This window comes from Kribbella sindirgiensis, from assembly GCF_004331435.1.
Classification (GTDB): domain Bacteria; phylum Actinomycetota; class Actinomycetes; order Propionibacteriales; family Kribbellaceae; genus Kribbella; species Kribbella sindirgiensis.
Genome location: NZ_SJKA01000005.1, coordinates 401,760 through 417,198, shown reverse-complemented (window position 1 = coordinate 417,198; position 15,439 = coordinate 401,760). Strand labels below are relative to the sequence as shown.

The window sequence follows — 15,439 nt, the reverse complement described above, 5'->3', positions numbered from 1 at the left end:
ACCGCTCTTTGGGCAGGCCGGACCGGTCGTGGGTCTCCTCGCCGGAGCCCCACGACTGATCCTGCACACCGTTGTCAGGCTGGGATGGGCGGTACCGCCAGGAGTCGCTCAGTGCTCGGCCGCCTTTCGTGCATCCTCACGCCACGCGTTGGTGATCGGCAGCCGACGGTCCCGACCGAACGCCTTGTGGGTGATCTTCGGGCCCGGCGGGTACTGCCGGCGCTTGTACTCGGCCCGGTCGACGAGCTGGATCACCTGGGTGACGAGCCCGGTCTCGAAGCCGGCCGCGACGAGCTCCGCACTGCCGCGGTCCTGCTCGACGTAGTCGTCCAGCATGTCGTCGAGCAGGTCGTACGGCGGCAGCGAGTCGGTGTCCTGCTGTCCGGGGCGGAGTTCGGCGGACGGAGGCTTCGCGATCGAGTTCGCCGGGATCGGCGGCTGCTGCCCACGGGCCTTCGCGTCGGCGTTCCGCCATTTCGCGAGCCGCCAGACGAGGGTCTTCGGGACGTCCTTCAGCGGCGCGTACCCGCCGACCGCGTCGCCGTAGATCGTCGAGTACCCCACGGACAGCTCCGATTTGTTGCCACAGGCAAGTACCAGGTGGCCGTCGGCGTTCGACAGCCCCATCCAGATCACCGCGCGGACCCGGGCCTGCAGGTTCTCCTCGGCGAGCCCGGTCAGGCCGAGCGTGTCCAGGAACGGCTGCACCATCGGCTGGATCGGTACGACCCGGTAGTTCAGGCCGGTGCGGGCGGCGAGGTCGGCGGCGTCGTCCTTGGAGTGGTCGCTGGAGTACACGCTCGGGTTCGAGATCCCGAACACGTGCTCGGCGCCGATCGCGTCGCAGGCGATCGCTGCGACCAGCGAGGAGTCGATGCCGCCGGACAGCCCGAGCAGCACCGACTTGAAGCCGTTCTTCTGCACGTAGTCGCGCAGCCCGGTGACGATCGCGCCGTACATCTCGGCCTCGTCGGACAGCCGCGGCGCGATGTTCGACTCGATCGCCTCGTACGGCGGGAGCTCGTCGTCCTGGAGGACGGTGTGCACGATCTCGATACCTTCGTGGGTGCCGGACGGCGTACCCGAGGCGGCCGGGAGGTCGAGGTCGACGACCATGCTGCCCTGCTCGAACTGCGGTGCGCGGGCGAAGATCGTCCCCTCGGCATCGGCGATCAGCGAGTCGCCGTCGAAGACCAGTTCGTCCTGGCCGCCGACGAGGTTGACGTAGGCGAGCGCGCAGCCGGCCTCGCGGGCGCGGCGCCGTACGAGATCACCGCGGACGTCGTCCTTGTTGGCTTCGTACGGCGAACTGTTGACGACGAGCAGGAGACCGGCACCGGCCTCGCGAGTGACCGCGACCGGGCCGCCGTCCTGCCAGAGGTCCTCGCAGATCACCAGCGCGACGTCGACGCCGTGGATGCGGACGACCTGCAGCGTGTTGCCGGGAACGAAGTGCCGGAACTCGTCGAATACGCCGTAGTTCGGCAGGTGGTGCTTGACGGCGCTCGTGACGACGCGGCCCTGGTGGATGACGGCGGCGGCGTTGGTGGGGGAGCCCTTCGGGCGGCCGAGGCGGTCGATGCCCATCGCCGTACCGCCGGCCCGGTCGAGGTATCCGCAGATCACCACGATGTCGCCGAGTCCTTCGTCGGCGAGCCGCTGTGCGAGCGTGTGGATCCGGTGCTGCGAGGCATCCACGAACGACGCGCGCAGGGCGAGATCCTCCACCGGGTAACCGGTCAGCCCGAGCTCCGGGAACGCGACCACGTGCGCGCCGCGCTCGACCGCGTTCCGGGTCCACGCGACGATCTTGTCGCTGTTCCCGTCGATGTCACCCACGGTCACATTGAGCTGAGCGAGCGCTACCCGAAGCTGAGGCACGAGAGCACAGTACTGGGTCGCCAGGCCCGACCCCACGCCGATCGCCGACCTCTTACGAATGCCTTAGGAAAGTCCGCACAAGTCCGAGGTTGCGTTCCACCGTCTCCATCGCGTCCACGGTCAGCCGCGCACTCTCCAACTGGGGGTACTCACTCCGCATCCGCAGTACGTGATCCCACCCCACCTCGTGCCACCCGGGAATGCCGCGCCGCCGCCCTTCGAGCCGCCGGCGGTGCTCGCCCTCGTCACTGCAGACGCACTCCACGATCCGCAACCGCCCGCCGTACCGCGCGGCCTCCAATGGGTTGACGTCCGAGATTCAGGGTTGGCCACCCGTATCCCGGGCGTAAACCCGGCATCTTGGAGGTAGACCCACCAGATGCGGCACACGTCAGGGTTATCCGGTCGTGCGGGCGACGACGAGGGGTGTGAGGGTGGTCCAGCCGAGGGACTTGTAGAGGTGGCGGCCTTCGGCGGAGGCGGCCAGGTAGGCGGTCGTGGCGGAGCGGCGTCGGGCGGCGAGTGCGAGGGCGGTCATGACGGCCCGCGCGAGACCGCGACGGCGATGGGCGGGATCGGTCTGGACCATGTCGGCGACGGCGCCGGTGTGCAGCACGGCCATCCGTCCGGTGGCCGCGATCTCGCCGTACCCGTAGGCCTGTGCCTCGACCACGGACGGCGTGGCGGAGAGTTCGAGTGCGTACGGCGGGGGAACGGGGTACGACACCTGGTCGGCGAGCCTGACGGTCATCAGCCAATTGGTGCGGACGATCTCGAGCGGCCCGAGGTCCGCCGCGACGCGATCCGCGGGGCCGGTGATCGTGAGCCACGACGTACCGGGCGGATTGCAGTCGGTCAGCGCGAGATGCGCGGCGGCCGTGGCGTGCTGCCCGGTCGCGACGTACTCGACCCGCCGCTGCGGCTCACCGACCCGGACGACGGTGACGTCGTCGATGCACTGGACGTCGGTCCACCCGCGGGAGGCCGACCAGCCGCGCTGCCAACGAGTCAGGGCCTCCATGGATCTATGGAACAGCGACGAAGGTTCACCTGGCAGGGACTTTCGTCGGATGCACCGCCGGCGCCGCGCGGATTCACTGGGAACCATGAGCACCCAGGGCGGACCGACCGGACTGAGCGAACGCGCGCTGGGCCCGGACCTCGCGCGCGGCTGCATGCTGCTGTTCATCGCCTTGGCGAACTCGCACTACTTCATTGCGGGCCGCGAGTACTTCGGCGGATTCCCGACCGATGGTTCGCCCGTCGACCGCGGGCTCGGTCTGCTGATCTCGACGCTCGTCGACGGTCGCGCGTTCCCGATGTTCGGTGTCCTCTTCGGGTACGGCGTCGCGCAGATCGTCCGCCGGCAACGCGAGGCCGGCCAGGAGTGGTGGCCGATCCGCAAGCTGCTGTGGCGCCGCAGCCTCGTCCTGGTCGTGCTCGGTTTCCTCCACGCGATGCTGCTGTACATCGGTGACATCCTCGCCGCGTACGGCGTGCTCCTGTTCCTCGGCGTCTGGGCCCTGCGCTGGAAGGACCGCTGGCTGTTTCTCGTCGCCGCCATCGTCCTCGTCCTCACCGCACTGCCCAGCGGTGACAGCTTGGCCGGCTCGAGTGACGGCCCCGATCCTTCGATGCTTCCGGCAACATTCTTCGGCCAGTTCCCGGACCGGCTGGTCGTGCAGCCGTTCATCGCCGGCCTCGGCTGGATCGGTTTCGTCACGCCGTTCCTGATCGGCCTGTGGGCCGGCCGCCGCCGGATCCTCGAACGCCCGGCCGAGCACCTCACCCTGCTGCGGACGACGGCGCTCCTCGGTCTCACGATCGCGATCCTCGGCGCGCTCCCGATGTCACTCGTCGTCGGCGGTGTCCTCACCCGGCCGAGCGACCACGCGGTGACGATCCTCGGACCGTTGCACGACGCAACCGGCGTCTTCGGCGGATTCGGGTACGCCGCCCTCATCGTCCTGATCGCGCATCGATTGGGCGACCGCCAAGGCCCCGTGACCGTGGCGATCGCCGCCGTCGGACAACGATCGTTGACGTGTTACCTGGCCCAGTCCGTCATCTGGGCGGCCGTGTTCACGCCGTACCTGCTCGACCTGTCGGACACCCTCACCACGACCACAACAGCTCTGCTCGCCGTCGCGACCTGGCTGGCGACCGTACTGCTCGCCGACCGGATGCGACGGGCGAACTACCGTGGACCGTTCGAGCTGCTGATCCGCAGGATCACCTATCAGCCGAAGAGGACGGCCGCGACGCGATCCCGCAACTCCGGGAGCCGCGCGTAGAACACGTCACCCGGGCACTGCGTCGTGTTGTAGTCCCGGTGCCCGACGATCGCGGCGTGCGGATCCAGGCCGTACTTCGTGCACAACCACGCGCACGTCAGCACGGACATGTCGAACAGCGCGACCGTCACGTCCTGACTCACGTAGATACCTTCGTGCTCGATGCCGATCGTGTGGCTGTTGTGGTTCGCGGTCTGCGCGCCGAGCACGTTCTGCCCGTTGTTGATCGCCGACAACGACTTGCTCCGGCCCTCCATCAGGAACCCGCCGCGGCTGATCGTCAACTGGTTGCCTATGTCGATCCAGCCGTTGGTGTCCATGTGCAGGTCCTGGATCCAGTGCTGGACCTTGTACGCCGCCGCGAGCGAGTAGTCGGTGACGTTCGGGCTCGCGGTGTGGTGGATGACGATGTGGTCGGGTTTGCCGATCACCTGCGTCGCGGACTTCGGCGGGCGCGCCGACCATTCGGTGCGCGTGTAGCAGCGCGGCGCGGGGGCGGCGTGCGCTGCGGTCGGGACGGTGAGGCCTCCGAGCAGTACGCCGCCGGCGGTCGCGCCGAGGATCGTCCGCCGGGAAACCCGGGCATGTTGGAAATTTTCTGGGGCGGTCATGTTATAGAAAATCCCCTACCGAGGAGCCCTGCAAACCGGAATGGTCTAATGACGTGGTGACAGAGGGTCAGGCACCTGACGTGGTGCGGGTGGGGCGGATCGGCAAGGGACTGCGGGTGCTCGTCGCGGTCGCCGGCGTCGGTCTGCTGATCAACGGTTCGGTGCGTGCCAGCGACGACGCCTGGCCGTTCGGACCGATGTCCCAGTACGCGATGTCGGTGCCGGACGACGCCAAGATCGACTACACCCGGGTCAGCGCGGTCACGGACGCCGGCACCACGGTCGACGTACCGCTGAACATCGAGGGCGCCGGGGTGGCCAGGGCCGAGATCGAGGCGCGGGCCGGGGAGATCGTGAAGAACCCGTCGTTGCTGCAGCAGGTCGCGGACGGGTGGGCCCGCAAACATCCTGACCAGCCGAAGTACGTGAAGCTCGAACTGATCCGCGACACGACCCAGCTGGTGAAGGGCCGGGTCGAAGGACCGCCGACGTCCCAGGTGCTCGCGACCTGGGAGGTACGCCGATGAGGCTCGCCAACTGGTTCACCCCGATGATCGCGCTGGCGCGGATCGCCTGGCTGCGGACGATCCTGTACCTGTTCGTCATCCTCGACATGCACGCGTTCGTCCGCGACACCCGCGACAAGGGCGAGCATCCGGGGCTCTACCAACCGTTGCTGCTGGCTCGTCTCCTCGACCTCCCGAAGCCCTCGGTCGCGAACACGACGGTCCTGTACGTCGTCCTCATCGTCGCGTGCCTGATCGGGGCGACGAACTACTTCCCCCGCGTAGCCGGCTGGATCGTCGCGCCGGCGTTCACGTGGTGGGTGCTGATCGGGATGAGCGACGGCAAGGTCGACCATGACCACCTCGCGCTCGTGATCGCGCTGTGGGTCCTGCCGACCGTGAAGGCGGGCCGCCGGGGCCGTCGTGGTCTGGCGTCGTACGGCGACCAGACCCGGTCGGAGGCGGCCGGGTGGGCGATCCGGTGCGTCCAGATCAGCGTGATCGCGACGTACTTCCTGTCCGCGGTCGCGAAACTGCGCAGTGCCGGTTGGGCGCTGAGCTGGCCCGGCAGCGCCGTACTGACCTGGGCGATCGTGCGGCGGCCGCACCCGGTCGGGGAGTGGCTGCTGCACTACCCGTGGGTGCTGCACGTGATGCAGTGGGTCGGCATCATCGGGGAGTTCTGCTCGCCGGTGATCCTGTGGCTCAAGGGGCGCTGGCAGCTGTTCGGGGCGCTGTTCTTCATCGGGTTCCACGCGGCGAACACGGCGATCCTGCTGATCCACTTCCTGCCGACGGTTGTCTGCTGGCTGGCGTTCGCGCCGCTGGAGCGGGTCGTGCCGTGGTTCCGGCAGCGCCGCTCAGACCGCGATGCCCGAGAGGCCGAAGACCAGGCCGAACACGGCCGGCAGGCCGAGCAGCAGGCCGGCGCGTAGCTTGAACCGGCGGCCGCCGGGCCCCGGGGTCCGGACGACCCGGGACAGCACGGCGCCGGCGTACCCGAAGACGAGCGCGGCGAGCAGGATCTGACGGGTCGGCAGGTTGTCGGCGTTGTGATGCGTCAGGCCGAGCGTGACGAGGCCCGGGCAGCAGAACGCCACCATCCCGAACCCGAGCTCCGGGATCGGCAGCCAGCGGCGCCCGAGCACGTCTCGCTCGGCAGGTCGCTTCCGCCGTAGCGACTGCGCGAACCGGGCAGTGCTGACGATCAGGTCGCTGAGGCAGAGGACCGCCGCCACGATCAGGGCGGCGTGGAAGATCGTCTGCACGGGGACACGCTAGGCCCTGGACGCGGTCATTTCCGCTGTGCCACGTAACGTCTGCTTAACAAGCGCGGGGCACACTGTGAGAGACGCCGAGTTTGAGCTCGTGAGAGGTGGACTGATGGACAAGCAGCAGGAGTTCGTACTGCGCGCGCTGGAGGAGCGCGACGTACGTTTCGTGCGGCTCTGGTTCACCGACGTGCTCGGGTTCCTGAAGTCGGTGGCCGTGGCGCCCGCGGAGCTGGAGAGCGCGTTCGCGGAAGGGCTCGGGTTCGACGGGTCCGCGATCGAGGGCTTCGCCCGGGTGACCGAGGCCGACATGCTGGCCAAACCGGACCCGTCGACGTTCCAGATCCTGCCCTGGCGCGGCGAGACCATGGGCACCGCGCGGATGTTCTGCGACATCAACATGCCCGACGGCTCGGCCTCGTTCGCCGACCCGCGGCACGTGCTGAAGCGCACCCTGTCCAAGGCGGCCGATCTCGGGTTCACGTTCTACACGCACCCCGAGATCGAGTTCTACCTGTTCAAGTCACTGGTCGGCGCGCCCGGTACGACGCCGGAACCGGTCGACTCCTCCGGGTACTTCGACCACACACCGCAGGGCATCGGCAACGACTTCCGCCGCGAGGCGATCACGATGCTCGAGTCGATGGGCATCTCGGTCGAGTTCAGCCACCACGAGGGCGGTCCCGGGCAGCAGGAGATCGACCTGCGGTACGCCGACGCGCTGTCGACCGCCGACAACATCATGACGTTCCGCGTCGTGGTGAAGGAGGTCGCGCTCTCGCAAGGGATCTACGCGTCCTTCATGCCGAAGCCGCTGTCGGACCAGCCCGGCTCCGGGATGCACACCCACATGTCGCTGTTCGAGGGCGACCGCAACGCGTTCTTCGAAGGCGGCGCGCAGTACCAGCTCTCGAAGACCGGGCGCGCGTTCATCGCCGGCCTGCTGCACCACGCAGCCGAGATCACCGCGGTCACCAACCAGTGGGTGAACTCGTACAAGCGGCTCGCGGTCGGGGACGAGGCGCCGTCGTTCGTCTCCTGGGGTCACAACAACCGCTCCGCACTCGTCCGCGTGCCGATGTACAAGCCGCACAAGGGCCAGTCCTCGCGGGTCGAGTTCCGCTCACTGGACTCGGCCGCGAACCCGTACCTCGCGTTCGCGCTGATGCTCGCCGCCGGCCTCAAGGGCATCGAGGAAGGCTACGAGCTGCCGGTCGAGGTCGAGGAAGACATCTGGTCCCTGACCCCCCGCGAACGCAAGGCCCTCGGCATCAAGCCCCTCCCCGGCAGCCTCGCCGAAGCCATCAGCGCAATGGAAGACAGCGAACTGGTCGCCGAAACCCTCGGCGAACACGTCTTCGACTTCTTCCTCCGCAACAAACGTGCCGAATGGCAGGACTACCGCCGCCAAGTAACCCCCTTCGAACTCAACAAACTCCTGCCTGTCCTGTAGGTCGGTCAGCCGTCGACCTTGAACGGGTCGTGGTCGGTGAGGAGTTTGTCGAGGCGCGCCTGGTCGACGCGGTTGGTGACAGCGGACAGCTCTTGCCGGTCCCGGACCACCTTGCACAGCACGACCGTCGACGTCACGACGTACAACAGTCCGAGGGCAAGGAACGCCCGTACCCAGGGCTGGGCCGGTAGGTACGCGAGGGCGAGCGCCATCGCCGAGATCGAGATCCCGAAGGACGCGACCGCCTGCGCGTAGAACGCTGCCGTCTGCTGTGGCTGGATTCTTTTCGTCATACCGGAATCGTCGACGGCCTCAGCCGCCGACACATCGGTAGAACCACTCGGTTCAGACGACGGCGGCCTGGGGTGGGGCGTCGTCGGAGGCGTGTTTGGACGTCCAGCGGGCGGCTGCGGTCGAGTGCCGGTACGGCGGCTCGGCGGCGGGCGGGGTGGCCTCGACGGCTGCTTCGAGCGACGGGGAGGCGAGCACGATCGGCGTACCGTCGGGGGCCAGGGCGTGGACCTCCTCGACGGTCAGGAGGCCGACGGGGCGGACGCCTTCGGTGATGATGACGATGCAGCCGGGGACCACCTGCTGGGCGCGGTTTCCCTTGGCGGGAACGAGAATTCCGTCGGCGGGGGTCCGCCAGGCGCCGGGCGAGAAGTGCCGTAGCGCGAGGCCGGCCTGGCCGTCGTCGGGGGTGCGCGGCGGGAGGTACGCGGTCGCCGTGTAGTCGTAGTCGTAGTCCGGTTCCGGCGGGCCGGAGACCCGTCCGCCCTGCTGGGGTGTCAACCACACCACCGTGCCGCGCACGGCGAGCGACCCCGTCATCATCACCATGGACAGTCATCATGCCCGACTACTGAGCGAGTTCGCTACACGACACCGTGTATTCACCGCAACCAACCCGAGATCCGGCCGCGACCTTGGGCCCCGGCCAACCATTCTGCGGCGCCGGAAACGGTTGGTGCGGGCTCAAGGTGGGGGATTGGGTAGCCTGCGGGGGTGGCTGACGGGCGTCGGGGGTCGTGGGAGGGCCGGCTGGTTCGGCTGGGATTCGAGGACCCGCGGCGGGCGGCCGGCATGCTCGAGGATCTGGACGCGCTGGGTTCGCACAGTCCGCTGGCCACCGAACAGCTGATCACGACGCTGTCGGAATCGGCCGATCCCGATCTCGCGCTGCAGAGTCTGTGCGGGATGGCCGAGGCGCTGCACCGCAACCAGCACGACCTCGCCGCGTTCGCCCGCACCCTCGAGATGGACGACGGCTTCCGCCGCCGGCTCGTGTACGTGCTCGGCGCGAGCGAGGCGCTCGGGAGGCATCTCGGCGTACACCCGCGGCACTGGTACGACCTCGCCGACCCTGCGCTCGCGGGTGCGCGGCCGTCGCTGGAGGATGTCGCCGCCAAGCTCGCGACGGCCGTCGACGCGGAGAACCCGGTCGACGCGCTGCGGGTCGAGTACCGCCGGCTGCTGCTCCGGCTCGCGGCCCGGGATCTCGCCGAGGGGTTGCTCGTCGACGAGGTCGCGGCCGTCCTCGCGGATCTCGCCGGGGGAGCGCTCGAGACCGCGTTGCACATCGCCCGCAACGAGTACTTCGCCGCGCATCCGGGCGCCGCCGGCTGCCGGCTCGCGATCATTGCCATGGGCAAATGTGGTGGCCGGGAACTCAACTACGTCAGCGATGTCGACGTGCTGTTCGTCGCCGAGCCGCTCGAGGGCGAACCGGAGTTGCCGGCGCTCAAGACAGCGACCCAGCTCGCCGCGGCCGCGATGCGGATCTGCTCCGCGCACACCGGCGAGGGCACGCTCTGGCCGGTCGACGCCGCGCTCCGGCCGGAGGGCAAGTCCGGTCCGCTCGTCCGCACCCTCGACAGTCACTTCGCGTACTACCAGCGTTGGGCTAAGACCTGGGAGTTCCAGGCCCTCCTGAAGGCCCGCCCGGTCGCGGGCGATCAGGAGCTCGGTCGCGAGTACTCCGAGAAGATCGGCCGGCTCACGTGGTCCGCCGCCGACCGCGAGGGGTTCGTCGCCGACGTCCAGGCGATGCGCCGGCGCGTTATCGACCACATTCCCGCCGCGGACGTCGACCGCCAGCTGAAGCTCGGTCCCGGTGGATTGCGCGATGTCGAGTTCGCCGTACAGCTTCTGCAGCTCGTGCACGGTCGCAGTGACGATTCGGTGCGCAGCGGTACGACGCTGGTCGCGCTGGAAGCCTTGACGGCCAGCGGGTACGTCGGCCGCACGGACGGTGCTGTACTCGCGGACGCGTACCGCTTCCTGCGGTCGATGGAGCACCGCATCCAGCTGTTCCGCTTGCGCCGTACGCATCACGTCCCGGACGACGAGGCCGACCTGCGGCGCCTCGGCCGCTCGCTCGGCTTCACCAAGAACCCGATCACCGATCTCACCGCGGCGTGGAAGAAGCACGCGCTCGAGGTACGGCGCCTGCACGAGAAGCTGTTCTACCGCCCGCTGCTCGCGGCCGTCGCGCGGATCCCGGGCGACGAGGTGCGCCTGACGCCGGAGGCGGCGAAGCAACGACTGACCGCCCTCGGGTATGCCGATCCGGGGTCGGCGCTGCGGCACATCGAGGCCCTGTCCGAAGGGGTCTCGCGGCGTTCGTCGATCCAGAAGGCGTTGCTGCCCGCGATGCTCGGCTGGTTCGCCGAATCACCCGATCCGGACGCCGGTCTGCTCGCGTTCCGCACGATCTCCGACGCCCTCGGCTCGACGCCCTGGTACCTGCGCCAGTTGCGCGACGAGGGCGCCTCGGCCGAGCGGCTGGCGCACCTGCTGGCCAGCGGCCGGTACGCCGTCGACCTGTTGCAGCGCGCCCCGGAAGCGACCGCGATGTTCGCCGACGAGCGGGAGCTGACCCCGCGTACTCAGGAGGCCCTGCTCGCCGAGATGTCCGCGGCCGCCCGGCGCCAGGACACGCCGGAGGCCGCGGTCGCCGCGATCCGCGCCGTACGGCGTCGTGAACTGTTCCGGACCGCCGCGGCGGATCTGTCCGGGCTGCTCGACGTCGAGACTGTCGGCGACGGGCTGACCGCTGTCTCCGTCGGCACGCTGACGGCCGCGCTCGAAGTAGCAAAGAAGGCAGTCGCCAAGGGTGAGCCGGAACCGACCCGGATGTCGATCGTCGCGATGGGCCGGTTCGGCGGTCACGAGCTCGGGTACGGCAGCGACGCGGATGTGATGTTCGTGCACGACCCGCTGCCGGGCGCGGACGAGAAGAAGGCGACGGACTTCGCGACCCAGGCGGCGACCGAGCTGCGCCGGATGCTGTCGCTCCCCGGTGCCGATCCGGCCGTCGTGATCGACGCGGACCTGCGCCCCGAGGGCCGGCAAGGACCGTTGGTCCGGACGCTGGCGTCGTACGCCTCCTACTACGCCCGCTGGTCGGCCGTGTGGGAAGCGCAGGCGCTGCTCCGCGCGGACCCGTTGTGTGGTGACGCCGATCTGTGCGCGTCGTTCCGCGAGCTGATCGATCCGCTGCGCTACCCGGTGCACGGGGTCAGCGAGCGCGACGTGATGGAGATCCGCCGGATCAAGGCGCGCGTCGACGCGGAGCGGCTGCCGCGCGGTGCCGACCGGAGTACGCACACCAAGCTGGGCCGCGGCGGTCTCGCCGACATCGAGTGGACCGTTCAGCTCCTCCAGCTCCGCGAGGCGCACCGCGTTCCCGAGCTCCGTACGACGCGCACGCTGGCCGCGCTCCGGGCCGGGGTCGAGGCCAACCTCGTCGACCCCTCCGAGGCCGAGACACTGCAAGCGGCCTGGGTGCTGGCCACCCGGATCCGCAACGCGATCATGCTGGTCCGCGCCCGCCCCGGCGACTCCCTGCCGCGCGATCCGCGCGACCTGGCCGCGGTGGCCCAGATCTGCGGCTACCCGCCGGGCGAGTCCGGCCGCTTCTCCGACGACTACCTCCGCACCACCCGCCGCGCCCACAACACCGTAGCCCGCCTGTTCTGGGACGACTGACCGTACCGAAGAACGGGTAATCCTCCCGCCCGACGTCCGACCGCCTCCAACCTGAAGACCTACCTGGAGACCTCCCGGACCCTGGAGATCGCCTTCTCCTAGAATTCGCCTGGTGGGACCAACGGATCAGATCAGGCAGCCAGGGGTGTACAGCACCGTCCGCCGCAGTGTGCGGATGACGGTCGGGCAGAAGCGTGTCTGGCAGTCCCACTGGTCCGACCTGGGGCGGACCCAGGAGGATCTGCCGCCCGGCACACTCGATCTGGCCGACTGGTTCGGACGTACGGCGCCGACCGTGCTGGAGATCGGCTCCGGGATGGGTGAGGCGACCGCGCAGCTCGCGGTCGCGGCGCCCGAGGTCAATCACGTGGCCGCGGAGGTCTACCCGGCCGGTCTCGGTCAGCTGATGCTGTGGGTGGAGAAGTACGGCCTCGGCAACGTCCGTCTGCTGCAGGGGGACGCGCTGGACTTCCTGCGTGATCACGTCGCTCCCGGCACGCTGGCCGGCGTCCGGATCTACTTCCCGGACCCGTGGCCGAAGAAGCGGCACCACAAGCGCAGGCTCGTCACGGCGCCGTTCGTCGCGCTGATCGCGGATCGCCTGCAGCCGGGCGGGACGTTGCACCTGGCAACGGACTGGGCGGACTACGCCGACCGGATGCTCGAGGTGTGCGCGGCCGAACCGTCGTTGCGCAACGAGTACGACGGCTGGGCCCCGCGCCCCGAGTGGCGGCCGGTCACCAAGTTCGAGTCCCGCGCGCAGGCGGAGGGTCGCGAGGTCCGCGACCTCATCTTCACGAAGCGGACCGGCTCGTGAAGGACCACTGCCCGGCGCCGACGGTGTAGACGGTGTAGCCCTCGCCGTACGTCGGCGTGCCCGCGAACGCCCGCGGCACCGCGTCGACGTCCGCGGCGCGCTCCGACGGCACCTGAACCTCGGCCGTGGTCCCGACCGGCACCTGCACGTCCAGCGACAGCACCCGTCCCGTCTTCTTCCACGAGACCGCCACCCGCCCGCGGATCGTCTCGGTGCGGATGCTCGCCGAGTCCACCTCGTCGCGGGCATCCGGCCGTACGACGATCCGCTCGCTGCCGGCGTCGACGACGCGCAGCCCGGCGACGTTCTCGAAGATCCACTGCACGACCGTGCCCTGGAAGTAGTGGTTGCGCGACCGCGAGTCGTCCTCCCACTTCTCCCACATGGTGTCCGCGCCGAGGTCGAACCAGTAGCCCCAGCTCGGGTAGCTCCGCTGCAGCGCGACCTTCGTCGCCACGTCGCCGTACCCGTGGGCGGTCAGCACCGGCAGCAGTACGCCGACGCCCAGGCAGCCGGTGTTGAGATGGAAGCCACGCGCCTCGACGTCGGCGGCCAGCCCGGCCGCGACCCGCTCGACGAACTCGTCCGGCACGATCCCGAACGCCAGCGGCACCGCGTTCGACGTCTGCCGGTAGTCCGGGTCGTCGGCCGACCGGTAGCGACCGGCCTCACGGTCCAGGAACGTCCGGTTCAGCCCGTCGGCGAGCCCTTCCGCCGCCTTCCGGTATTCGTTGGGCTGTCCAATCAGCTCACCGATCTCCGCCGCGACCACGAGCGCCCGGTAGAGGTACGCCGTACCCGTCAGCCGCCGGTCCTCGGGCGCCGGACCGCTCCCGAACCCGGGCGGCAGCCAGTCGCCGAGAACGCTCACCGACAACCCGTCCTCGACCCGGTCCAGCTCCCACGCGAGATACCGCGTGAGCGAGTCCCAGTGCTCGCGGAGCAGCCGCTCGTCGCCGTACCAGCGGTACATCTCGCGCAGCAGGAACGGATAGACGGTCGGCCATTCGGTCGCGGGGGAGAGGTCGGTGAAACCCCAGCCGCTGGTCGGCACGATGACCGGGAGCTGCCCGGAGTCCGCCTGGCTGTCCCGGATGTCGCCGAGCCATTTGGTGAAGAACCGCGCCAGATCGAGGGTCGCGAGCATCGTCGGCGCGCCGACCTGGGCGTCGCCGGTCCACCCGTTCTTCTCGAAGTACGGCGTATCGGTCGGGATCCCGTGCAGGTTGCTCAGGATCGTCCGCCGCATCGCCTGCTCGAACTGCTCGTACGGCGCCTGCGTCGACGCGAACCGGGTGACCGACGAGACGTCCGAGTTCACCACCCGCAGCTGGACGTCGGCCGCGGCGCCCTCGACCTGCACGTACCGGAACCCCTTGTAGGAGAACCGTGGCTCCCAGGTCTCCACCCCGGTCCCGGCCGCGATGTACTCGTCGCGCTGGATCCGGTCGCCGTCCACATGCACGTTCCACGCCGCCACGTTGCCATCGGCAACCGTCTCGCCGTGCGTGAGGCTGATCGTCGTCCCGGCCGGCGCGGTGGTCGTCAGCCTGGTCCAGCCGGCCACGGTCCGTCCGAAGTCCACGATCCACACGCCCGGGCGGACCTCGGTGACCTCGACCGGGTCGACGGTCTCGATCACGCGGATCGGCTCGTGGGCCTGCGCGGTCAGCTCCCCGTCGGGCGCCTCGACGACCGTCGCCGCGGACCACGCGGAGTCGTCGAACCCGGGCGCGTCCCAGCCGGGCAGCGCGCGTCGCGCGTCGTACGTCTCACCGGTGTACAGCGAGTCCGAGAGCGTCGGGCCGCCCGTGATGCGCCACGTCCCGTCCGTGACCACTTCGTCAACGCGACCGTCGTCGTACTCGACGACCAGCCGGGCGATCAGCCGCGGGTCGGCGGTCCACGGCGCGTCGTGCCAGCGCCAGACGTTCACCGAGGTCAGTCCGAAGAAGCCCCGCCCGAGTTCGGCGCCGACCACGTTGTCGCCGGCCCGCACCAACGAGGTCACGTCGTGCGTCACATAGAGCACGGTGCGGTCGTACGCCGTGAACCCGGGATCGAGGACCGCGTCACTGACCGCCTGACCGTTCAGCCGCAGGTCCGCGTAGCCGAGACCGCTCGCATACAGACGCGCGCGGCGCACGGTTCCGTCCACGACGAAGCCTCGTCGGAGCAGCGGAGCGCTGTCCGTCGTGCCGCCGATCCACTGCGCGGCGCCGAACCCTTCGTCGAGCAGTCCGGTCTCGAACCACGACGGCTCGGCCCACTCGCCGACCTCGTCCGGAGACCACAGCCGGACGGTCCAGTGGTAGCGCGTCCGCGCCGCCGCCGGTCCGTCGTACTCGATCCCGAAGGTCCGCGCCGACTCGACCTGGCCCGAGTCCCACACGTCGGCACTCTCCGGCGTCAGCAGCTCCGGCGCGGAGGCGACCAGGATCTGGTACGCCGTCTGCGTCGCGCCGTACCCGGGCGCGACGGCGACCCAGCTGAACCGTGGCCGGGGGACGTCGACGCCGAGCGGCTGGGCGGCGTACTCGGTCTTGAGAGATCGAGGAGTCAGCACGCTGAGGACCGTAGGCAGCCGCGCGCCCTGCTTTCAACCGTCTGACCAGA

At 69.6% G+C, this 15,439-nt stretch carries 13 protein-coding genes; 6 read left to right on the top strand and 7 right to left on the bottom strand.

Translation table 11 applies throughout. The features are described from left to right. Positions 1-108 precede the first annotated feature (108 nt). Positions 109-1,881: an NAD+ synthase gene (locus tag E0H50_RS16975; protein WP_131289287.1), complete on the bottom strand. Its 1,773-nt coding sequence runs from the start codon at positions 1,879-1,881 to the stop codon at positions 109-111. Positions 1,882-2,278: 397 nt separating this feature from the next. Next, positions 2,279-2,902, bottom strand: a complete 624-nt coding sequence (locus E0H50_RS16970) for a GNAT family N-acetyltransferase (protein WP_165547163.1) — start codon at positions 2,900-2,902, stop codon at positions 2,279-2,281. A gap of 85 nt (positions 2,903-2,987) precedes the next feature. On the opposite strand from E0H50_RS16970, the gene E0H50_RS16965 reads away from it, so the two are divergent. After that, positions 2,988-4,175: a DUF418 domain-containing protein gene (locus tag E0H50_RS16965; protein WP_131289284.1), complete on the top strand. Its 1,188-nt coding sequence runs from the start codon at positions 2,988-2,990 to the stop codon at positions 4,173-4,175. Here the strand turns inward: E0H50_RS16965 and E0H50_RS16960 are convergent. Beyond that, positions 4,121-4,786: a peptidoglycan recognition protein family protein gene (locus E0H50_RS16960; RefSeq protein ID WP_131289282.1), complete on the bottom strand. Its 666-nt coding sequence runs from the start codon at positions 4,784-4,786 to the stop codon at positions 4,121-4,123. The genes E0H50_RS16965 and E0H50_RS16960 overlap by 55 nt on opposite strands. A gap of 56 nt (positions 4,787-4,842) precedes the next feature. Here E0H50_RS16960 and E0H50_RS16955 point away from each other — a divergent pair, with 56 nt between their 5' ends. Beyond that, positions 4,843-5,313, top strand: coding sequence for a hypothetical protein (locus tag E0H50_RS16955; RefSeq protein ID WP_131289280.1), 471 nt, complete (start codon positions 4,843-4,845; stop codon positions 5,311-5,313). After that, the gene (locus E0H50_RS16950) at positions 5,310-6,227 is read left to right on the top strand and encodes an HTTM domain-containing protein (RefSeq protein ID WP_131289279.1); all 918 of its coding nucleotides are present in this window, start codon (positions 5,310-5,312) and stop codon (positions 6,225-6,227) included. Before E0H50_RS16955 ends, E0H50_RS16950 begins: the two co-directional genes overlap by 4 nt. On the opposite strand, the gene E0H50_RS16945 is transcribed toward E0H50_RS16950, so the two are convergent. Then, positions 6,153-6,560, bottom strand: a complete 408-nt coding sequence (locus tag E0H50_RS16945; protein ID WP_131289277.1) for a hypothetical protein — start codon at positions 6,558-6,560, stop codon at positions 6,153-6,155. The two genes, E0H50_RS16950 and E0H50_RS16945, sit on opposite strands and share 75 nt — an antisense overlap. A gap of 115 nt (positions 6,561-6,675) precedes the next feature. Here E0H50_RS16945 and glnA point away from each other — a divergent pair, with 115 nt between their 5' ends. Beyond that, positions 6,676-8,016 (top strand): type I glutamate--ammonia ligase, encoded by a 1,341-nt coding sequence (glnA, locus tag E0H50_RS16940; RefSeq protein ID WP_131289275.1) that lies wholly within the window; start codon positions 6,676-6,678, stop codon positions 8,014-8,016. A 5-nt stretch (positions 8,017-8,021) separates the two neighbouring features. Here the strand turns inward: glnA and E0H50_RS16935 are convergent, their stop codons facing one another. After that, a complete protein-coding gene (locus E0H50_RS16935) occupies positions 8,022-8,309 on the bottom strand; it encodes a YiaA/YiaB family inner membrane protein (RefSeq protein WP_131289273.1) in 288 nt (95 codons plus the stop codon). 52 nt (positions 8,310-8,361) lie between these two features. Continuing rightward, positions 8,362-8,856, bottom strand: a complete 495-nt coding sequence (locus tag E0H50_RS16930; protein WP_131289272.1) for a hypothetical protein — start codon at positions 8,854-8,856, stop codon at positions 8,362-8,364. A 165-nt stretch (positions 8,857-9,021) separates the two neighbouring features. Between E0H50_RS16930 and E0H50_RS16925 the strand changes: the two genes are divergently transcribed. Beyond that, positions 9,022-12,006, top strand: coding sequence for a bifunctional [glutamine synthetase] adenylyltransferase/[glutamine synthetase]-adenylyl-L-tyrosine phosphorylase (locus E0H50_RS16925; RefSeq protein WP_131289270.1), 2,985 nt, complete (start codon positions 9,022-9,024; stop codon positions 12,004-12,006). Positions 12,007-12,118: 112 nt separating this feature from the next. Beyond that, entirely contained in the window at positions 12,119-12,823 is a 705-nt protein-coding gene (gene trmB / locus E0H50_RS16920) for a tRNA (guanosine(46)-N7)-methyltransferase TrmB (protein ID WP_131289268.1), read from the top strand. Here the strand turns inward: trmB and E0H50_RS16915 are convergent. After that, a complete protein-coding gene (locus E0H50_RS16915; RefSeq protein ID WP_238151016.1) occupies positions 12,801-15,389 on the bottom strand; it encodes a family 78 glycoside hydrolase catalytic domain in 2,589 nt (862 codons plus the stop codon). The genes trmB and E0H50_RS16915 overlap by 23 nt on opposite strands. Positions 15,390-15,439: the final 50 nt, after the last annotated feature.